At 59.5% G+C, this 18,484-nt stretch carries 22 protein-coding genes and 2 pseudogenes; 9 read left to right on the top strand and 15 right to left on the bottom strand.

The features are described 5' to 3' along the window. Window positions 1-79: 79 nt before the first annotated feature. On the top strand, window positions 80-340 hold the full coding sequence (locus tag ISN39_RS14780) for a hypothetical protein (RefSeq protein WP_194730278.1): 261 nt from the start codon (window positions 80-82) through the stop codon (window positions 338-340). On the opposite strand, the pseudogene ISN39_RS14775 reads toward ISN39_RS14780, so the two are convergent. Then, window positions 266-642: pseudogene (locus ISN39_RS14775) on the bottom strand (DDE-type integrase/transposase/recombinase); the annotation flags it as partial. The gene ISN39_RS14780 and the pseudogene ISN39_RS14775 sit on opposite strands and share 75 nt — an antisense overlap. 42 nt (window positions 643-684) lie before the next feature. Between ISN39_RS14775 and ISN39_RS36400 the strand changes: the two are divergent. Further along, a pseudogene (locus ISN39_RS36400) lies at window positions 685-756 on the top strand (XRE family transcriptional regulator); the annotation flags it as partial. A 12-nt stretch (window positions 757-768) separates the two neighbouring features. Here the strand turns inward: ISN39_RS36400 and ISN39_RS36395 are convergent. Continuing rightward, a complete protein-coding gene (locus ISN39_RS36395) occupies window positions 769-957 on the bottom strand; it encodes a hypothetical protein (RefSeq protein ID WP_246763360.1) in 189 nt (62 codons plus the stop codon). Between the two features lie 262 nt (window positions 958-1,219). Between ISN39_RS36395 and ISN39_RS36390 the strand changes: the two genes are divergently transcribed. Together ISN39_RS36390 and ISN39_RS14760 are read left to right on the top strand one after the other, a co-directional pair. Beyond that, window positions 1,220-1,459 carry a hypothetical protein gene (locus ISN39_RS36390; RefSeq protein ID WP_246763227.1) on the top strand — a complete coding sequence of 80 codons (240 nt, stop codon included), beginning with the start codon at window positions 1,220-1,222 and terminating at the stop codon, window positions 1,457-1,459. Between the two features lie 620 nt (window positions 1,460-2,079). Further along, a complete protein-coding gene (locus ISN39_RS14760) occupies window positions 2,080-2,808 on the top strand; it encodes a phosphatase PAP2 family protein (protein ID WP_194728025.1) in 729 nt (242 codons plus the stop codon). Window positions 2,809-3,376: 568 nt separating this feature from the next. Here the strand turns inward: ISN39_RS14760 and ISN39_RS14755 are convergent. The 12 genes from ISN39_RS14755 to ISN39_RS14700 form a co-directional block, all read right to left on the bottom strand. Further along, entirely contained in the window at window positions 3,377-4,201 is an 825-nt protein-coding gene (locus ISN39_RS14755) for an aldo/keto reductase (RefSeq protein WP_194728024.1), read from the bottom strand. 198 nt (window positions 4,202-4,399) lie between these two features. Next, a complete protein-coding gene (locus ISN39_RS14750) occupies window positions 4,400-5,296 on the bottom strand; it encodes an NAD(P)-dependent oxidoreductase (protein WP_194728023.1) in 897 nt (298 codons plus the stop codon). A gap of 72 nt (window positions 5,297-5,368) precedes the next feature. After that, window positions 5,369-5,623: a hypothetical protein gene (locus tag ISN39_RS14745; protein WP_194728022.1), complete on the bottom strand. Its 255-nt coding sequence runs from the start codon at window positions 5,621-5,623 to the stop codon at window positions 5,369-5,371. 25 nt (window positions 5,624-5,648) lie between these two features. After that, complete coding sequence (gene mgrA, locus ISN39_RS14740) at window positions 5,649-6,680, bottom strand: L-glyceraldehyde 3-phosphate reductase (RefSeq protein WP_210388699.1); 1,032 nt, start codon at window positions 6,678-6,680, stop codon at window positions 5,649-5,651. A gap of 132 nt (window positions 6,681-6,812) precedes the next feature. Continuing rightward, on the bottom strand, window positions 6,813-7,715 hold the full coding sequence (locus ISN39_RS14735; RefSeq protein ID WP_194728020.1) for a LysR family transcriptional regulator: 903 nt from the start codon (window positions 7,713-7,715) through the stop codon (window positions 6,813-6,815). Between the two features lie 232 nt (window positions 7,716-7,947). Further along, entirely contained in the window at window positions 7,948-8,154 is a 207-nt protein-coding gene (locus ISN39_RS14730; protein WP_194728019.1) for a hypothetical protein, read from the bottom strand. Window positions 8,155-8,243: 89 nt separating this feature from the next. Continuing rightward, complete coding sequence (locus ISN39_RS14725) at window positions 8,244-9,005, bottom strand: SDR family oxidoreductase (protein ID WP_194728018.1); 762 nt, start codon at window positions 9,003-9,005, stop codon at window positions 8,244-8,246. Window positions 9,006-9,025: 20 nt separating this feature from the next. Beyond that, entirely contained in the window at window positions 9,026-9,364 is a 339-nt protein-coding gene (locus ISN39_RS14720) for a carboxymuconolactone decarboxylase family protein (RefSeq protein WP_194728017.1), read from the bottom strand. Window positions 9,365-9,658: 294 nt separating this feature from the next. Next, window positions 9,659-10,129, bottom strand: coding sequence for a DUF6130 family protein (locus ISN39_RS14715; protein WP_194728016.1), 471 nt, complete (start codon window positions 10,127-10,129; stop codon window positions 9,659-9,661). A gap of 205 nt (window positions 10,130-10,334) precedes the next feature. Beyond that, window positions 10,335-11,051 carry a DUF6875 domain-containing protein gene (locus ISN39_RS14710; RefSeq protein ID WP_194728015.1) on the bottom strand — a complete coding sequence of 239 codons (717 nt, stop codon included), beginning with the start codon at window positions 11,049-11,051 and terminating at the stop codon, window positions 10,335-10,337. A 78-nt stretch (window positions 11,052-11,129) separates the two neighbouring features. Beyond that, window positions 11,130-12,458 (bottom strand): epoxide hydrolase family protein, encoded by a 1,329-nt coding sequence (locus ISN39_RS14705; RefSeq protein ID WP_246763226.1) that lies wholly within the window; start codon window positions 12,456-12,458, stop codon window positions 11,130-11,132. Window positions 12,459-12,679: 221 nt separating this feature from the next. Next, window positions 12,680-12,895 (bottom strand): hypothetical protein, encoded by a 216-nt coding sequence (locus ISN39_RS14700; protein ID WP_194728013.1) that lies wholly within the window; start codon window positions 12,893-12,895, stop codon window positions 12,680-12,682. Between the two features lie 129 nt (window positions 12,896-13,024). Between ISN39_RS14700 and ISN39_RS14695 the strand changes: the two genes are divergently transcribed. Then, entirely contained in the window at window positions 13,025-13,936 is a 912-nt protein-coding gene (locus tag ISN39_RS14695; protein ID WP_194728012.1) for a LysR substrate-binding domain-containing protein, read from the top strand. 41 nt (window positions 13,937-13,977) lie between these two features. On the opposite strand, the gene ISN39_RS14690 is transcribed toward ISN39_RS14695, so the two are convergent. Beyond that, window positions 13,978-14,652, bottom strand: coding sequence for a protein-L-isoaspartate(D-aspartate) O-methyltransferase (locus ISN39_RS14690; RefSeq protein ID WP_194728011.1), 675 nt, complete (start codon window positions 14,650-14,652; stop codon window positions 13,978-13,980). 422 nt (window positions 14,653-15,074) lie between these two features. On the opposite strand from ISN39_RS14690, the gene ISN39_RS14685 reads away from it, so the two are divergent. The 4 genes from ISN39_RS14685 (at window position 15,075) to ISN39_RS14670 (ending at window position 18,480) form a co-directional block, all read left to right on the top strand. Continuing rightward, window positions 15,075-15,758, top strand: coding sequence for a helix-turn-helix domain-containing protein (locus ISN39_RS14685; protein WP_194728010.1), 684 nt, complete (start codon window positions 15,075-15,077; stop codon window positions 15,756-15,758). Window positions 15,759-15,969: 211 nt separating this feature from the next. After that, window positions 15,970-16,815: a class I SAM-dependent methyltransferase gene (locus ISN39_RS14680; protein WP_194730220.1), complete on the top strand. Its 846-nt coding sequence runs from the start codon at window positions 15,970-15,972 to the stop codon at window positions 16,813-16,815. Window positions 16,816-16,900: 85 nt separating this feature from the next. Next, window positions 16,901-17,122: a hypothetical protein gene (locus ISN39_RS36385; RefSeq protein WP_246763225.1), complete on the top strand. Its 222-nt coding sequence runs from the start codon at window positions 16,901-16,903 to the stop codon at window positions 17,120-17,122. Between the two features lie 1,118 nt (window positions 17,123-18,240). Then, window positions 18,241-18,480, top strand: coding sequence for a hypothetical protein (locus ISN39_RS14670; protein WP_194728009.1), 240 nt, complete (start codon window positions 18,241-18,243; stop codon window positions 18,478-18,480). The last annotated feature ends 4 nt before the right edge of the window (window positions 18,481-18,484 follow it).

Raw genomic sequence — 18,484 nt, 5'->3', positions numbered from 1 at the left:
ACGCAATCACTGAATGGCGAGGAAGCGAGTGCGTCCAGTCCCGCGCGTATGGTGGCGCTTATGACTTACGGTGGGACCATTGAATGCGCGCGCTTACGGATCGCTTACGGCACGAGACCAGCGCGCGGTCGCCTTTGCGCGGTCCGATGGACACGGCTTCGACGGCACGCCGAACGCGGCTTGGCTGAAGCGCATCCTTGCACTTGCGTGTAGGGCGATGTCACGTTATTTCATTAATGACCGAAGTGGGCGTGGTTTTGTGAAATCAGGCAAGCGCGCCGGTCACGGCTTTCCAGTGGGCCAGGGCGCGGACACGATGGATGTGGTTGGCAAGGGCTGAGCGTTTCTGATGCGGTGCGACGAAGAGATTTCGGAAAAAACGGATATGAAACGCTGCAAACCGCCGACTGATCGGAACCCTTGCATCTCCCGTTCGCGTTTTCGCAGTGGCAGATGAGAATATTCTGCTCGATTGTTAAGGCCTTTGTGGGACCGGTGCTCGATCGCTGGCATGACTTCCCGCTTTGCCGCTCCATAAGAGCGGAGTTTGTCGGTGATGATCCGCTCGGGTGGTAGGCCTTGCTTCTTCAGTAGTCTGCACAGCAGTCGCCTGGCGGCCTTGGTATCGGCACGCAACTGCACGAAGCCCGGGTGCGACGCGGCCTGAGTCAACCACAACTGGCCATGCGGGTGGGGCGAGATCGAGCGCGGATCTCCGAACTCGAGCGCGACCTGAGCGGTGATCGATCGGGCCGCGATCGGCTCACTCTATTCGCCGAGATATGCGATGCGCTTGACCTTGTTCCCGTACTCGTGCCCCGTTCTCGCGCCCTGGAAGTCCGTGCCTTGGTCAGTGAGACCGACAAAGAGGAGCGACGCGCGCAACCCGGCCGCACGGCTTTCGACGAATTGTTCGTCGATCTCGGTGCCGAGGATGAGGGCGAACGCTGATGCCAAAAAAAGAGCCGGCTATCCTTGGCGTCCATCTTCTCGATCATGCGCGCGGGCCGGTCCGGGTCGGCACATTGACACGAGACGGGGATGGAGGCGTCGTGTTCTCGGTTGCAGAACCGTATCTCAGAGACACCCAGCGCCCTAACCTCAGCCTCGGCTGGTATGATCCGGACAGCGATAAAAGCACGCGTGCCCGGCTTGCCTATCGCGGAGACAAGATCGGTCTTATATCGTCCCGACAGTCCTGTTCATGTCGGGTGATACAATGGCGCTACGCTTTGTCGGGACCCATAATTTCGAGAATGTGAATCTGCGTCGCTTCGAACGGGTCGCGAGCTTCTTGCGCGTCGATCCGAAATGGATCGTTGATGAAGTCAGATCCACCGTCACGCGCGCCCTCGAACTATGGCCAGACCGCGCCACCGAGTTTTTAGGCGAGGAACGGGCGAAGCTAATCATGGATCGGCTGTCGACGCTCCAGCTCGTTCGCGAGGTGAGGGGCTAGACCCCGCCGGCGAAGCCTGCGTGTTCCGAACGATGGTTTGCGTGCAGCCCGCAACCAACGCTTACAAAACACAGATATATTGAGATACCTTATAGAAGCTCCTCCGCGTAAGCGTCGAGGAGCTTTTTGCGTTCGGGCACAAGGAGCGAAGGAGCCGAGCCATTGTTCTGGGCGTAAGGCCTTGGTCCTAGGTTGCTCAAATTTCACTCTTGTTCAGACAGCTGTCAGGTCTGCCTCTTACGCAGATCGCCAGGCTGCTCCAATGAGGTGAAATATATGCGATTTAGCTTTACATGTTTGCGGCTCTGGCCGTCCGTGTCCTCTCTTTCCGCGACCACGGTGAAGGTGACGGAGGGCGGCGAATGGCGGAGGTCCGATGACCCTGACGCTCGACAGCCGACGGTGAAGGCAGGCAGAGGGTTCCGCGCCAATAAATGCATCCGTGGATACCGGCGTGCGTTTTGCCGGTATCCACAGCCGGCTCTTCGGAAATCTTATCATCAGTTCCGGTATCAAATCCCGTTCAGGCAATTGTCAGGCAAGAGGCAGACAAGGACGCATGGCGACGTTCCAGAAGCCATGTCGTCGAAGCCGGTGGTCGAAACACAGGAACTATAAACATGGCCTATCAAGCCGTGCCGCTCGGCCGCGCCAGCGCCAGCTGGACCTTCTTCCTCGTGGCCTCGACCTGGCTGTTGCTGCTTTCCATTTTTCATGTATTCCCGGCGATGGATATTGCAGTCTCGTCATTCTTCTTTCGGGGAGCGCTTTGCGGGGGAGGTGCGGGATGCGGCAGCTTTGCCCTCGGCCGCTATGAATTCATCAAATTGCTGCGCTGGGCTCTCTATGTTTTGCCGTACATCGCGGCCGTCGCGATCGTGATCGCCGTCACCGCGGGAAGCCTGTCCAAATCGATTGCAGCGAAAATGCCGATGCGGCGCCTGTGGCTCTCGCTTGCTACTTTGGGCCTCAGCACGGGATTGATCGTCAACCTGCTGCTGAAGAGCCATTCGGGGCGTCCCCGCCCGATTCAGACCAACTTTTTCGGCGGTCACATGGACTTTATGGCGGCCGGATCGTTTCTCGGTCAATGTACGAGCAACTGCTCCTTCGTGTCTGGTGAGGCGTCGGGAGCCGGCTGGTTGCTGTGCCTGATCATTCTTCTGCCGCCGAAGGCAAGGCTCTGGTTCGGCCGGCCGGTTGCCATTGCTTCAGTCGCGACCGCAGTCCTGCGCGTGGTGGTCGGCGCCCATTATATGTCCGATGCCATCCTCGGTTTTTTGATGCCGATCGTCGTTTTCTCTGGCCTGATCGCACTCGAACAGCGCATTCTGACTTCCGCCAGATGACCGGCGATACTCACACAGAACAATGTTTGACGGTCCTCTGAGGCTTGATGCATGCCGGATAAAGCGCGTTGATCTTGGGTGCGGTCGCGTCGTTCTGATCATCGGCAGGCTGGTCTTGCTGTTCGTCGACAAGATCGGTCTTTCTCCGCGGTATCACGACGCCCGGGCCAAGCCAGCGTCCAGGCGACCGGGGCTGCGGCAACGCTCACCTAGTGACACTCGGCAAGTGGCTTCAGGAATCGGCGAGCGCCAGATTGCGGGTAAGATGCTCCCCGGAAAATTCAGCGTTGCGGGACCGCCAGTCGTCCTGCAACAACGCCTTGGCGCAGTCATGTGTCTCTCCTGTTTCTGCATCTGCCTGCATTCGCGTGACAACATTTCGCGATGCTTCGCGACGACGCCTTCATGGTCGTAATCGCAGGCGGCGTAGAACGCCGCGTCGTCCGCTTCGACCGCCAATAACAGCATTGAATTTCGATAAGTCAGTTCCGTGCGTCTCGGGTCAGCATTCCGCCTTGGCTTCGATCAGCCGTACGAGCGACACTCCTCGCACGCGCTTTTTGGGGCTTCATAGATCCCAAACAGGGCACCAGTCGCCGTTCACCAGTCGCATCCCCTTTTCGAAACCTGCGATCCGTCTGACTTCATCCGGCGTCAAAATGATCTTGCGGGCCGCAAAATTCGAGACAATGCGATCCTTCTTGCCGGAAGAGGGGATGACGATGTGCCCTTTGGCCATCAGGAAAGCGAGAGCGATCTGCTCGCCAGTGACGTCGTGCGCTTTGGCGATTTCTTCGAGAACCGGATCACCGACGACGGCACCGCGCGCCAGCGGCGAATAGGCGGTGATGGCAATGCCGAGGGTTTCGCAATGATCGATGATCGGCCGGTTCTGCATGTAGACGTGGCATTCCACCTGATTGGTGGTGATCGTGCGGTCTCCGAGCAGGCGGATGCTTTCATCTATCAACGCTTTCGTGAAGTTCGAAACGCCGATTCGCTTGGCGAGACCAGCGTCGAAAACTTCTGCAAGCTGGCCAATGTAGTCGGTCAGTGCATATTTTTTGTGGGGCGACGGCCAATGTAGGAGGAGCAGATCAACCTGGTCCGTCTGCAGCTTTTCGAGACTCTCCTTGACGGAGGGCATGACGGCGCCGGGTCCGTAATTTTCGGGCTTCACCTTTGTCGTGATGAAGATTTCGCTGTGGGGCACACCGGCGTCCTTGATGCCGCGGGCGACGTCCTGCTCGTTATTATAGCCCTGGGCGGTATCGATGTGCCGATAGCCCGCTTCCAGCGCCCAGATGACACCCTGATAAGCTTCTTCCGCGGAGCGGTTCCACGTACCGTAACCGATCTGCGGGATACCGGCGACCGTTGCTTCTATTGTCATATCGTCTTCCTTCTTCCTTTGCTCGGAATCCGTCCACGTAAAGCGGCACACATGGCCCAATCCGGCCGGACACCTTGATGGCGAGGCATGATGTCCTGGCTAGCGCTCGTTCCCCTAGCAAAACGCCGGACATGACTTCGCTCTTCCCTGTGCGGACGCATTTGCCGTATCGAAGAAATTTCGACGTGCCGCCAGGGATCACTGGCCAGACACGTATTTCCGCCAATTGTGTTCTTCCTTGAATCCGAGAACTTCACGGATCTTGCGGTTCGAGAGAGGTGCTTCCAACTCGCCGAGTTCTCGAACGATGGGTGTGTCCGGGGCCCAGCGCCTCAGAAAGTCGCGCGTTGGCATAGTCGCCGTGATCGTGTCATTGACCGCGTTAAAGACCTGAAAGCCAAGACCGTCGACCTGCAGGCAAAGGTCGACGATTTGCCCCAGGTCGCGGGCGTCGATGTAACTCCAGGCGTTCCGTTTGCGCGACGCTGGCTCGGCCAGGAAACCGGGAAAACGGTCGTACTCCTGAGGTTCGATGACATTGGCGATCCGCAAGGCGTAAATGTCCGCGCCGCTGCGCATCGCGAACGCTCGCGCCGTCTTCTCATTGACGACCTTGGACAAGCCGTAGCTGTCCATCGGGTCGGTGTCATAGTCCTCTTCTAGCGGGAATTGCTGGAAATTCTTGTCTCCCTCGGCAAAGCACACCCCATAGGTTGTCTCGCTGGAAGCGATGATTACCTTTCGGATGCCAAGTTTCACGGCGGCTTCTATGACATTGTAGGTCGAGATCACATTGACCTCGAAGGTCCGATTATCCGGTTTGAGCAGAAGGCTCGGAATTGCCGCGAAATGCACCACGGCATCAACCGGAGCCGGCCCGCCTCCAGGCTGGAGATCCTCGCCGCTAAAATGCATCGACAAAGCGTTGAACGTCTGGCCACCATCGGTGAGATCTGTGATCAGTGTTTGGACGCCCGGACAGTTCAGCGGGACGAGATCAAGGTTGCGAACCTTGTATCCCTTGTTCACCAGATAGGAGACGGCATGGCGGCCTGCTTTGCCGCTCCCACCGGTAAATACGATTCGCTTGTTCATTTTGACCTCCGATTCTTCCGTAGTCGAAAATTCCTCGCGGCTATTGCGCCGGCGATCCGCCTACCTGGGGCACTACACGCGTGTAAGCGCCCCATTCTGAACAGCAGGTCGACAGTTCCCTTCCGCCTGACAATAAGCCACTTTCTGCGCGTGTCCCGTTGCCCGGCGACGGGCGATGAAGCTCAGTGCGCGGCCGAATGCAACGATGAGGACGGGCGGATCGGTGCCGAACTCCTCGTAAAATGCGTCCTCGTCGCGGCGGCAGCCTTCCCTGTTCTTCCGGCCGCTCAACTCGAGCAGCCTGGCCAATGCGAGCAGGTCGAGCATAGTTAATCCCTTTCGGCCGTACGGCTCACACTTGCTTGCTGACGCCACGCCAAAGATCGATGCCACCTTCGGTGGCGTAATGGTCGATCTCCCGCAGATCCTCCGGGGAGAACTCCAGATTGTTGAGAGAATCGAGGGCGTCATCGAGCTGGGCGATGGTGCGTGCCCCGATCAGCGCCGAGGTGACCCGAGGATTGCGCAAAGTCCAGGCAATCGCCATCTGCGCCAGTGATTGACCCCGCCGTTTTGCAATCGTGTCGAGTGCCTTGACTCGTCTTAGGTTATCCACGGTCAACAGGCGCGTATCAAAGGAACCGCCTTTCGCTGCACGGGCGTCTTCCGGAATTCCGTTGAGATATTTTGAGGTCAGCAGTCCCTGAGCCAGCGGCGAGAAGGCGATGCAGCCCACCCCGAGGGTGCCCAACGCGTCGAGGAGTTCGTCCTCGATCCAGCGGTTGAGCATGGAATAGGAAGGTTGGTGGATCAGCAGCGGCACGCCCTCGGCGCGAAGAATGCGCTCTGCCTCGCGCGTCCTTTCCGGACCGTAGGACGAGATGCCCACATAGAGCGCCTTGCCTTGCCGGACCATCTGCACGAGCGCACCCATAGTCTCTTCGAGCGGTACATCCGTGGTCGGCCTGTGTGAGTAGAAGATATCGACATAGTCCAGACGCATCCGCCGCAGGCTTTGGTCCAGTGAGGCGAGAAGATGCTTGCGGGAGCCTCCCGATCCATAAGGGCCTGGCCACATATCCCAGCCGGCCTTGGAGGAGACCACCATCTCGTCGCGGTGATGCCCGAAGTCCTTCTTTAGGATCGAGCCGAAATTCTCCTCGGCGGATCCAAATGGCGGGCCATAGTTATTGGCGAGGTCGAAGTGGGTGATGCCGCGGTCAAATGCGCGCTGGATAATGGCGCGGCCGGTTTCGAAGCAGTCCGTGCCGCCGAAGTTCTGCCATAGGCCAAGCGAAATCGGCGGAAGCTTGAGGCCAAAGCGCCCGCACGGGCGATAATTGACGTTCTCGTTTCTGTTCGGAGCTGGAGCATACATTTTCATAACCTCGACGTAGAATCGCTGGGCTCTTCGGAGCTGCCGGATTGTCGAGACGGACCTATTGCGCAACGAACGTTGAATCAATGCCGCCGGCATCAACGGATCGTTGAGCCTAGTTCAATGATGGTGATGCAGCTATGCTAGCCGCTCGCTTTCCCGAATTGTCTGGATGAGTGCGCTGATGCCGAAGGGGAGCTGGCGCCGGCTGGAGTAATAGATCGAAAGGGGAGGGCCGACCGATGACCATTCCGGCAGCGCGATTTCGAGGCGTCCTGCCTGAAGGTGAGGACGAACCAGCCTTTCCAGGCAATAGGCGAGGCCAGCGCCGTTGATCGCCGCACCGACGGCGAGGTCGGTTGCGCCGGAAATGATCGACCCTGGTACCTCGATTTGGCGACGATCCTCGCCGCGCTCGAATTCCCAGTGATAGATCTGGCCACGTCCGGTTCGGATGCGAATGCATCTGTGCCTGTTCAGATCCTCCGGAACCACAGGTCGGCCATGACGAGCGAAATAGTCCGGTGATCCGACGGCAATCCATTGCAAGGGCGAAGTCAACGGCATCGCGATCATGTCCTCCGGGATCGTGCCGCTGTAGCGAAGCCCGGCATCAAAGCCTTCCCCCGTAACGTCGACGAAATGGTCGTCGACGGCGATTTCTAGTTCGATGTTCGGATATCTTTGTGCGAAAATTGGCAGTGCCGGGCTCAAAAGCAGAGGCACCGCATCGCGCAGAACATTGACGCGGACACTTCCGACTACTCCCTCGGATTGCGCCTGCAGCTCTTCCAGGCCTGAATTGATGAGGTCAAGACCCGCGGCTATTTTTTCGGCGAGCGCCTCCCCCGCAGCGGTCGGGGCGACACTGCGGCTTGTGCGGTTGAGAAGGCGGACGCCCAGTCGTTCCTCGAGGGACTTCATGCGATGGCTGAGTGCCGACACCGTCACGTCCAGATGATCGGCGGCCTTTCGAAAGCTGCGATGCTGGACAATCAGTAGGAAAATCGAGAGGTCCGATAACTGGCTTCTATTCAGCATTCGTCCGACTTCCTCCGAAGATATCTTATTGTTGCAGCGAGCACGCTTTTATCGCGATCTGGTGGCGTGTAACCATCATGGCGGGAGCAGCCCGTGCTCCTTGTATAGAAGTTCCTAAGCGAATCTAAGCGGCCTTCCGTCGCCGTGCGACAGCCGGAGCCGGATCACCGCGTCGGAGCGCCGTTGCGACGTCCTTCGGAACGGTCGGCGGATCAAGCAACGAGTTGTCACTCTATTGGGACAGCAGAGGCAGCCGGGCAAGTTGCGAAAGGGCGGGCGTATCGAGGCGACGCCCGTCCTGCATCGCCCAATCGATGAAGCTGAAGCCTTCCATTAAACTCAAAAGGAGGTAGGCTTTTTGCGGGGTATCACTGCTAGGTGGCACTTCACCGGCCGCCACTGCATCGTCGAGAATTTTTGTAAGCCATTTGAGCTGCAAGTCAAAGAATTCCCTAGTGAGTACCTGCAACTTCGAAGGAATTTGACCTGCGAAAAAACCGAGGGCGAAGCCCCCGGCTGCAGTTGCATTCAAAGTTCGCCGAACCCACCGTCGACGACCAATTCGGATCCGAGCATGTAGCTGGATGCGTCGCTGGCAAGGAACAACACGGCGGCAGCGACTTCTTCGGGCTGTCCAAGCCGCCCGATCGGAATCAATTTACTTGCGTCAGCGAGGTAGTCACGAAACTCCTCATCGGTCTGCCCAGGATGCTCCGATTGGCCTACGCCGCGAAGAATGGGCGTCTCTATGAGGCCCGGACTGACGGCGTTCACGCGGATGCGCCGGTTGAGCAATTCCGCCGACAGCGTGCGGGCGAGGGATCGCACAGCCGCCTTCGATGCTGAAAGCATCGCTCGACCAGGCACGCCGACATGGTTGAGCCAGGCTGTATTCAGGATGATCGAGCCCCCCTCCTTCATGATAGGCTCCACCGCCTGGATGGAAAAGAACACGGACTTGACGTTCGTATCCATGAGACGGTCGTATTGAGCTTCGTCGGTAGTTGACAGAGGCGTTACATAAGCGACGCCCGCGTTTGCAAAGAAGACGTCGAGTGCGCCGAAGGCCTGTTGAACGTCAGTGGCCATCTTCTGCAAGGCGCCTCGGGAAAGCACATCTGCCTGCAGTAGTAGGACATTCTCCCCGATGGTCTCCCGCGCCCGCTCAAGGGCGGCCCGATCGCGGCCGCTAATCGCAACGCGCGCGCCGTTTTGGTGCAGGAGCTTGGCGGTCGCGAGACCAATGCCCGAGGTCCCACCGGTGATAAGTGCTGTCTTGCCGTTAAGCATTCTACGTTCCTTTCTTGGGGTTAGGCTTTGAGGCTGCTGACGGCGTCCAGCACATGGCTGCTGTAGACCATGGCCGCGCCGGCATTGAGGTTGATCGCTACGCCCAGTGCTTTTGCGATCTCTTCGTCGCTTACGCCGAGTTTCACGGCTTCGGCCGAATGAAAGGCGATGCAACCGTCGCAGCGCGTCGTCACCGCAACTGCTAAAGCAATCAGTTCACGCGTCTTGGCATCGGGATGATTGGTTTTCGCTCCGGCCCCGGCCATCAGCGCCGCGCCCCGCAGTGTATCGGGCGTAGGCGCGGATAGCTCCTTGAGTCGCTCATTCACATCATGGATTTTCTTCTTCCAGTCGAGCAATTTAATCTCCTTTCGTCCTCTGATTGCAGTTGGTGTCCTGGCTTAAAAGCTTTCGTGCTGCAGATCTGAGAAGTTGGTTGCTGATGATTTCCAGCGGGGATCCATTCGGGATCCCCTTGAAGCCAGAGACGCTCATTCCATCCAGTTTTCAGCCATGGGCTTGCCTCCCGAAGATTTCTGTCGCCGCGACAATCAGCCGACGGCAATCACGCGGAAACCGGAACCAGTCCATGGCGGCCCGGGAGGCAATCCGCTGCCATGCAGCGTCCTGTTTCCGCCTCGAGATGCTGCACGTCACCTCTGATGCTTATGAGTCAGGTTCGCCGACTCGGGCACGGTGAACGGCACCGTCACAACCTGTCCGGGGATAACGTTGTGATTAGCGTCGACCAATGAGATGGTCACCTTGTGAGAACCAGGCGGCAGCCCGGCTATGTCGACTGTGTTGTTGTCACTCGCATCCGCCCACCACCAGGGCAGGTCGTCGACAATGATGTGCAGATGCCCGAGGCGCGGAGATACGTGGAGGGCGCCTGCCCCGAACACCGGAGCGATGTGCAGATTCTCGACCCGGTATTGAGCCCAGAAGACGCCCTGGGCCAGGCCTTCGGCAAGCGGCGGATCCACGATCAGCCTGGGCTCGGGCTCGTTCTCGATGGCAACATAGGGTGAAGCGCCGCGGATCTCCCTCGCGCTCTGGGCGAGGGCGCTGGTGGCGAGCAAGGTGACAGCCGCGGCTGCGGAAAGCGTCTTGATGAAAGTCATGGCATTGTCTTTCGTTGATGAGTGCAGGACCTTATCGGGCCAGCGGGTCTCCGCGAGGCGCCGCTTTGGTCGGCAACGTTTGCGTCGGGGACGTGGTTGGTGGCCGGTTTCCAGACCACCGTCGGGAACGCGTCTTTCGAACTAGTCGAGCCTAGCTCGCCACGGCAAGCGGCGTAGTTCCTCGGCAAGAGCCGTGACTGCGGACTCACCATAACGACGCGCCCAAAAGTTGAGCCAGTCCTCCTGGTCCAAGAAGAACTTCCAGTCGCTGATGACCGTGTGTCTCATCAGCAGAAAAAGGCACGGGCGCTTTGAATGGCCGAAAGTCGGGGTTGTAGAGCGCAGATCCCTCGTTGGTTTCGTGGAACCCTCCCAGCACCAGTCCATCCTCCACATAAGATGGAACTCCAAGATGCCGTAGGACGTCGTCAAAGAGGTCCCTTGAACGATCCGCCGACAAATCGGTGAAAACGACGACGATCGATTTGTGGTTCGCGTCGTCGCCGTCAACGGGCTGAGCGTCCAGGAACAGTTTCTTGTAGACGTTTATGCGCTGAACAACGTCGAGCACGCTCAGGTCGGCGATCCGCTCAGGAGCGAGCCATAGTGTCTTTCGTTCCCAGGCCGGAGGCACGAAGGGACATACGGGCCCAGCGCGGCCGAGATCCTTGTGAGGCCTGCCCACGAAAGTCGTGATCCAGTCCGCGACGGCATGAAGCGCATTTAGATCTTTTTCCGCGAGCTTTCTCGTCCTACTGACGACCTCGAGATCCTCGAGGAGGAACAGATTAGTAGTCTGCGCTGACATGGATCCTCCTCCTGGTGGGGCGCCGATGATCTGGCTCGCGCTCTGGGCTGCGCCGCTTGTGGCGGGCGACGTGCCAGCCGCGACAGTGACAGGCGTCTCAGTGTGCGTTGTCATTGAATTCTCCTCTGGTTTTATGTTCGGACTGCCTCTCGGGAGAGTGCGGGGCGGCAAGCAATCCGCCCCGCACTCGTCTCAATTCAGTTCACGCAGCGGCTTGAACGCTGCCCTGAGCTCGCGGGTGAAAATCATCGGCTCCTCCCAGGCGGGGAAGTGGCCGCCCCTTTCGGCGTCGTGGAAGTAGGTCAAGCTCGGGAAGGCGCGGCGCGCCCACGTCTCCGGTGCTCGAAAGAGATCGTCGTCCGGGAAGGTCGTAATCGCCACCGGGATCGTGATTTTATCGGTCTCTTGCGCGGCCGCGCTGATGAGGTTTTGGTCGCGGTTCTCCCAGTAGAGCCTCGCCCCGGAGGATACGGTGTTGGTCAGCCAGTGCATCGAGAAGTTGTCCAGCACCTCGTCCCGTGTTGGCCGCTGTTCGGGATCCTTGCCGTACGTCCACTTTCCGAACCCGCCGTGCACGAGCATCCATCCCGCCAGGCCGGCGGGGGAGTCCGTCAAGCCGTAGCCGACGGCCTGCGGTCGCGCGCTCATCATCGTCAGGTAACCCCAGCCCCCGTTCTTGATAAACCCCTGCATTGCATCGAATTCTGCGCGCTCCTTCGCGGCCAATCCCGCAGGCGCGGGCCCGCCGGTAGCGATCGCCTCGGCAGCGTCGGGCGGGAACACCGCCGGCAGGTTGGTATGGATCCCGAGCAGTCCCGTCGGCGCCTGCCGCGCCATCGCCTCGACGACGCCCGCTCCCCAATCGCCGCCCTGGGCGACATAGCGCGTATACCCCAGCCGGTTCATCAGCACGTCCCAAGCACGACCGATGCGCTCCACGCTCCATCCGGTCTCGGTCGGTCGAGACGAGAAGCCGTAGCCCGGCAGGGATGGAATTATCACGTCGAAGGCGTCCTCGGCCCGGCTGCCGAACGCGGTTGGGTCGGTGAGCGGACCGATGATCTTGATCTGCTCGAAGATCGAGCCGGGCCAACCGTGGGTGACGATCAGCGGCATCGCGTTCGGGTGGCGCGAGCGGACGTGGATGAAGTGGATGTCCACACCGTCGATGGTCGTCTTGAACTGCGCGAAGGCGTTCAATTTCGCCTCCGCCTTTCGCCAATCGTAATCGCTGCCCCAATAGCGGACGAGTTCCTGGAGCTTTGCGAGCTGTGCGCCCTGCGACTGATCGGCGACCGTCTCCTTGTCAGGCCAGCGGGTCGCCGCGAGGCGCCGCTTCAGGTCGGCAAGGTCCGCGTCCGGCACGTGGACGCGGAAGGGGATGACTGCGTCGGCTTTGCTGGTCGGCGCGGTGTTGACGGTCCCGTTATCCGGCGACCCGGCAGACAAGTGTTCGGCATGGGCAAAGACGGCACTAGACGACAGAGCCGCAAAAGCGGCGGCAATGATTTCCTTACGCATGGAGTTGGTTCCTTTTTTCATGGGATCCTTGCCCCGGACTTCGATCCACGAAGACCGGGTGCTGCATGTCGGTTATTGCGAGCGTTGCTGGACTAGTTGCAGACCCTCTCCCATGTCCGTGACCCACCGCCAGGGAAGGTCGTCGCCAGTTATGGGCAGGTTCCAACACTTTAGGTTCCTGGAGGGTGCCGCCACTAACACGGGTGCGATCGGCGCGTTCTCTACTCGGTGCTGGTTTCAGAGGGCGGTCTCGGCCAGCGCCTAGGGAATCGAGGGGGCGGAGGATCCCAGTTCAGCATGTGTGCGGACCCGCCCACGATCGCGAGGCAGGATGGTGCGCCGCGGATCTCCCTCACGCTGTAGACAGCGGCGTGGGCGAAGGCGCTGGTGGCGAGCACGATGCCGACGGCGGCAAGCGTCTGCATGAGCATGGTCATTGCATTGTCTCCTTTCGAGCAGCGTTGGGATTTGCCGAGCTTTCGGAGCCGACGCGAAGAACATAGACTGTTCCAGTTTCGGCGATTAGACGGTAAACTTGGCAGGCATCCTTTCACTGGTGAAAGGCTATGGACCGTCTCGAAGCCATGACCATTCTGCTTGCCGCGGTTGACACGGGGAGCCTCTCCGCTGCCAGCCGTCAGCTCCGCTTTCCCTTGACGACGGTCAGCAGACGGGTCTCTGAGCTGGAGCAGCACCTGAAAATCCGATTGCTGCTGCGTGGCCACCGCAAACTGGCGCTCACCGACGCTGGGCGCAGCTACGTCGCCTCATGCCGACGGATCATGGAAGACATTGCGGAGGCTGAACGCACTGCCGCCGGCGAATATCTGACGCCCCGGGGGGAACTGACCATCAGCGCGCCTCAGGTCATGGGGCGCATCCATCTCGTGCCGGTGGTCGCGGAATTTCTGCGCACCTATCCGGACATTCGCATCCGCGTGCAGCTGAATGATCGGAACGTCAACCTGCTCGAGGAGGATGTCGATCTCGCGCTCCGCGCCCGCGAACTGCCCGACAGCAGCATGATTGCCTTGCGCGCTGGGTGGCAACGCCGGGTGCTCTGTGCCAGCCCTGCTTATCTGAAAGATCGGGAATTGCCGCAGAAACCCACTGACCTAGCCTCGCACGACTGTGTGGCGTACGAAGGGGTGGTGATCCCGCAGGGCCTGACCGGGACAAATTGGGAATTCGGTTCGGGAGGGACTCTCGAGATTGTCCCGATCCCCTACCGGCTCGTCGTGAACTCGCTCGAGGCGGCGGTTAGCGCCGCAGTCGCCGGGGCCGGAATTGCCCGCGTGTTGTCATCCCAGATCGACGATTTGGTGAACTCGGGCCAACTGGTGACATTGCTGGAGGCGTATGAGCCCTCGCCTATACCGGTCAGCTTGATTTATCCCAGCCAACGGCAGGTGCCACTGAAACTCCGGGCCTTCCTGGATTTTTCGATCCCGCGTCTGAGGGAGCGGCTTGGCGCGTAACACCAGCGCTGTGCGGTCGCGCCTGATGTCCGCACGTCGTGTTAGACCGTTTCGAGCAGACTAAACTGAACCGGGATAAGTTTGCGAATCTTGAGTTTCCCTGCCGCATCTTTGTCAATGACAGTCAGGAACTGTTCTTTTTCAGATCCCAACGGCATAACCAGGCGTCCGTCGGGCTTGAGCTGCTCAAGCAATGCCGGCGGCGACCGCTCGGCCGCCACCGTGACCAGTATCTTGTCGAACGGGGCGTGCTCAGGCCAGCCGCGGGACCCGTCTCCGACACGAATGCCGACATTAATAAAGCCCAGGCCCGGCAGCAGAGCCTCGGCACGGCTTGCGAATTCCTCGATGATTTCGACGCTCCAGACCTGCCCGGCGAGCTCCGCGAGGATTGCGGATTGGTAGCCCAAGCCGGTGCCGATCTCGAGCACTGCCTCGTGCGGTTGGGGAGCGAGGAGATCGGTCATGAGAGCGACGATGAAGGGCTGCGAGATGGTTTTATCGAAGCCGATCGGCAGCGGCATGTCCTGGTAGGCATACGGCGCAAGCGGGGCTGGCACGAAGAGATGCCGCGGCACCCGCTGCATCGCAGCCATCACCCGCTCATCGAGCGCCGCCCTGCCAAGCTCTTCGCTCGCAAGCTCAATATGGATTGCAATCAACTCGACCATGTGCCTGCGCAGGACCGCGAGGTGCTCTTCATTCATTGGTTTCATGATCACGGGCTTTCCTCAGCCAGTTTATTCCCAGACAGCTTTGTGATCAAACTCAGGAATGACCGGAATGCAGTCCATTTGCACCAAAGCGCGAGCAAACCCCAGTGGCCGCAATGGATCGATACGCGGACCTTGGACTTCATTAGCGAAGGTCCGGATGTGGCGGCGCAAAGCGGACCCGCATCGAAGTGATCCAGAGGACCGCAAAGGGAAAGCGCTCCGATGCCGAGGAACCTCAGATGGCTGATGAGCACCGACAGCAGCGGCTGTATTGTGGCACGTCAATTATGCGACCGAGAAGCGACTTGTTCGTCCGGAAGCTACATTGGAAGCGGTGCCACGCCGGATCCCATTGCTACACTATCTGTACTGGACACGCATCCCGTCTGAAACCATAGTGGTGGCGTTTTTGGAGGTCACCCATGGCAAACGATGGCTACAACCAATTTTGCCCGGTAGCGAAGGCATGCGAGGTGCTGGAGCCGCGTTGGACGCTCCTTCTGTTGTGTGAAATGTGGTCGGGGTCAACACGGTTCAATGAAATCCGCCGCGGCGTACCGGGCATGTCGCCGACCCTCATGTCGAAGCGGCTCCGGCAGATGGAAGAAAGCGGCCTCATCACCCGTTCGGAGAACAAATCGAAGAGTGGCATAAATTACAGAACGACGAAGATCGCCGACGAACTCGAACCGATCGTCAAGGCTCTGGGCAAATGGGCGCACAGGAATATCGACGCAGACGTGACGTTGGAGAACCTCGATGCAAGGCTTTTGATGTGGAACATGCGTCGCAAGATCGATCCCGTCGCGTTGCCTCCGGCCCGGCGCAGCGTGATCGAGTTTATCTATCCTGAACTGCCGAGGGACGAACAGAAATACTGGCTGATCTCAAGGCCCGGCACGCCCGTCGACCTGTGTTTGACCGATCCTGGACACGACGTCGACCTTTTCGTCACCGCCGATTTAAAGGCGATGACGTCGGCGTGGATCGGCCTGTCCAGCCTCCAGACCGAAATCTCTCGTGACAAAATATCCCTTGTTGGCGACACGGTGATTGCCGCCACCATCGGCAGTTGGATGGTGCGCAGCTCCTACGCGACCGTATAGCCCTCGGCCGCTTACGGCTCACTTGCTCCATTAAGTGTACCACGGCCACTACGCTTTCTACACTGGCACCGAGCGCTCCCTTCCGACCAAAATCCGGTCAATGCATATCGCAAGCCCATGCAAACGAAGACGCTTCATTCACCGGACATTGCGGATGCCCGGCGCCAAAGGCCGAGTTGCTTTCGGCCCGTTCTCAAGAGAAGGAAAGACAATGCAAAATGATTCTGTGAGCTCACTGCACCTCACCACGTCCGCCGAAACAGATCTCGCCGCACTCAAGGCGCGCCAGCAGGGGGCATGGGCGTCAGGAGACTACGCCGTCGTCGGCACGACACTGCAGATTGTTGGCGAATCCCTCTGCGAGACGCTCGATCTCCGTGCCGGGCAGAGCGTACTGGACGTAGCCGCTGGCAATGGAAACGCCACGCTCGCCGCTGCCCGGCGCTGGTGCGAGGTGACGTCCACCGACTATGTGCCGGCCCTACTGGCAAAAGGCAAGGCACGAGCCGAGGCGGAAGGTCTTTCCATAACCTTCCAGCCCGCCGATGCCGAAGCGCTGCCTTTTAAAGACGACCAGTTCGATGTGGTTCTCTCCACCTTCGGCGTGATGTTCACGCCAAACCAGGATCTCGCCGCAAGCGAAATGCTCCGGGTCTGCAAGCCGGGCGGCACCATCGGGATGGCCAACTGGACCCCTGAAGGTTTCATCGGGCAGTTGTTCAAGACCATCGGAAAACATACCCCGCCGCCAGCAGGCGTCCGGTCGCCATCTCTTTGGGGCAACGAGGCGAGATTGGAGGAGATGTTTTCGGCCGGCGGCACAGTTGAAGCGATTCCCAGATCCTTCGTGTTCCGCTACCGCTCGCCCACCCATTGGCTGGATGTATTCCGTACCTGGTACGGTCCTGTGCACAAGGCTTTTGCTGCCCTGCCGGACGCGCAACAGGCTAATCTCGAACGTGATCTCTTCGACCTGATTGAGCGCTTCAACCGTAGCGGGGACGGAACGATGGTCGTGCCGAGCGAATATCTCGAAGTCGTCGTCAAGAAGCGATAAATCCAGTCTGCGATTGATGGCTGAGCGACAGCGCTCACCACGGAAGGCGGCGCGAAGCGAGGTGTCGAGGGCCGACGCTGAGGTGATGAGCCTGGATAGCGTCGGCGGCATTGGCACAGGTCTCGTGAAACACGCCCTCCAGCGCTGTGTTCAGGCTGCCGCGCTGATCGGCGGGCGTGCCTTGATGGTCAATGCTGTCGACGAGGAGGCCGCTGGATTCTGGGGGCGGCGAGGTTTCACGCCCTCCAAGGATGACCAGTTGGTCCTGTTCCGCTCGATCGCCGACATCGCCGCGTCAATCTCTTGAGCCTCGGTGCTCGGTGCGAAGGACAGGCCGATTTTCAGATAAAGAAGGAAGGTCTTCCCCCTGGCCGGCGCTGCGGTCGCCGGCACCCCTGCGAGGAGACCCGCAAAGCCCCTTTAGAGTGAGAGTGCGGACCGGGTCCCGTGACGGGTTTCTGGAGGTCTCCAGCGCCGTCATTCGGAGCGGTTCTCGCGACCAGATAGGAGGCGGCCGAAAAAACTCCGGACCAGAAGAAGATCGCTCCTGTCGCCGCAAGAGATAATCCGAAACGATGATAAAGTCATAGGGCCAGAAGCGACTGCACGATCAGGCCGCCGGCAAAGGCGTCGAGGCTGAAGAGGGCGGCGAGCGTCAGGACGAGCGTCCTCGACTTGTGAAGCGGCTGAGCGGGGGATGTCTTGATGTCGGCCTTGGCACGCGCCGATACACCAGAAACGACGCAAGTCCCGGGGCGGCGTAGAGCAGGAACACCGGCTGCAAGGCTTGAGAGTTCGCAAAAAAAGCGACGTGGCTGACGGAAGCTGCGCCTACTTCAAAAGCCAGAGACCACCCAATCCGGTCATGCGGCCAAAAATGAGCGGCCGCAACGCGGAATAATTCCCGCCAAATCGTGCTAAGCCACTATGGTTTCGGGCCTCCTGTGCCATTTACCATTTCGAAAGCGCTGTCAACTCAACGAGGGATCTCATTATCCTGCAACCGCTCAGGCAAATACTGCTTCCGATATCGCAACCAGATCAGGCTGTCGGTGGCGATCGAGGGCCGTCAAGGAAGCGCTTCGCGAGCGCAAGGATCCACGATCGCTTTAAACAAGGCAGGAGCGGGACCCATCTATGTCCTCTTGGAGCTCTGAACCCAGCGACCTGATCTCGCTTCGGCAAGACATCAAGCGGTCGAGACAGGTGCCCGAGTGTTGTCTTCGTCCATGTGCAGTGGTAGTATTCGCCAGCAACGTTGAAGCTTCAGCGCGCGCGCTGCATGTTTATCTGTGAGTTCCTTCTGATCAGCAGAAGAATCTCTCACGTTGAGGGACGTACTCAGAAGCTTATCTTCGTCCGACGCCACTCATTGGCGCCTCCGCCGTCTGTCTTAAACGTGAACGGAAATGCTTGGAGGAAAAAATGACCAAGTCCACGATAAGTCTTACTCTTATAGGCTGCCTTGCCTTGTCTGGCTGCCAATCTGCTGCAACGTCGCAAGGAGGACGTAGTAGCGAGTTCGGCTGCATCGCCGGTACGGTCGGCGGCGCGGTCGTCGGCGGTCTAGTCGGCGCGACCATTGGCTCGGGGACCGGGCAACTTTGGGCTGTTGGCGGCGGCGCCACGCTGGGCGCTGCGGGCGGCAGTGCCTTGACCTGTTAATGAC

Origin of the sequence: Rhizobium sp. 007, assembly GCF_015353075.1 — a bacterium.
GTDB lineage: Bacteria > Pseudomonadota > Alphaproteobacteria > Rhizobiales > Rhizobiaceae > Rhizobium.
This window is presented reverse-complemented; position numbering and strand designations above follow the sequence as displayed.

Bases quoted from the DNA above. Each gene is read 5' to 3' on its own strand.
- ISN39_RS14755 (WP_194728024.1), bottom strand. From the start codon at position 4,201: ATGACAATAGAAGCAACGGTCGCCGGTATCCCGCAGATCGGTTACGGT.
- ISN39_RS14745 (WP_194728022.1), bottom strand. From the start codon at position 5,623: ATGCTCGACCTGCTCGCATTGGCCAGGCTGCTCGAGTTGAGCGGCCGG.
- ISN39_RS14760 (WP_194728025.1), top strand. From the start codon at position 2,080: ATGGCCTATCAAGCCGTGCCGCTCGGCCGCGCCAGCGCCAGCTGGACC.
- ISN39_RS14725 (WP_194728018.1), bottom strand. From the start codon at position 9,005: ATGCTTAACGGCAAGACAGCACTTATCACCGGTGGGACCTCGGGCATT.
- ISN39_RS14680 (WP_194730220.1), top strand. From the start codon at position 15,970: ATGCAAAATGATTCTGTGAGCTCACTGCACCTCACCACGTCCGCCGAA.
- ISN39_RS14685 (WP_194728010.1), top strand. From the start codon at position 15,075: ATGGCAAACGATGGCTACAACCAATTTTGCCCGGTAGCGAAGGCATGC.
- mgrA (WP_210388699.1), bottom strand. From the start codon at position 6,680: ATGAAAATGTATGCTCCAGCTCCGAACAGAAACGAGAACGTCAATTAT.
- ISN39_RS14690 (WP_194728011.1), bottom strand. From the start codon at position 14,652: ATGAAACCAATGAATGAAGAGCACCTCGCGGTCCTGCGCAGGCACATG.
- ISN39_RS36385 (WP_246763225.1), top strand. From the start codon at position 16,901: ATGAGCCTGGATAGCGTCGGCGGCATTGGCACAGGTCTCGTGAAACAC.
- ISN39_RS14700 (WP_194728013.1), bottom strand. From the start codon at position 12,895: ATGACCATGCTCATGCAGACGCTTGCCGCCGTCGGCATCGTGCTCGCC.
- ISN39_RS14715 (WP_194728016.1), bottom strand. From the start codon at position 10,129: ATGACTTTCATCAAGACGCTTTCCGCAGCCGCGGCTGTCACCTTGCTC.
- ISN39_RS36390 (WP_246763227.1), top strand. From the start codon at position 1,220: ATGGCGCTACGCTTTGTCGGGACCCATAATTTCGAGAATGTGAATCTG.
- ISN39_RS14735 (WP_194728020.1), bottom strand. From the start codon at position 7,715: ATGCTGAATAGAAGCCAGTTATCGGACCTCTCGATTTTCCTACTGATT.
- ISN39_RS14710 (WP_194728015.1), bottom strand. From the start codon at position 11,051: ATGACAACGCACACTGAGACGCCTGTCACTGTCGCGGCTGGCACGTCG.
- ISN39_RS14705 (WP_246763226.1), bottom strand. From the start codon at position 12,458: ATGCGTAAGGAAATCATTGCCGCCGCTTTTGCGGCTCTGTCGTCTAGT.
- ISN39_RS14695 (WP_194728012.1), top strand. From the start codon at position 13,025: ATGGACCGTCTCGAAGCCATGACCATTCTGCTTGCCGCGGTTGACACG.
- ISN39_RS14750 (WP_194728023.1), bottom strand. From the start codon at position 5,296: ATGAACAAGCGAATCGTATTTACCGGTGGGAGCGGCAAAGCAGGCCGC.
- ISN39_RS14670 (WP_194728009.1), top strand. From the start codon at position 18,241: ATGACCAAGTCCACGATAAGTCTTACTCTTATAGGCTGCCTTGCCTTG.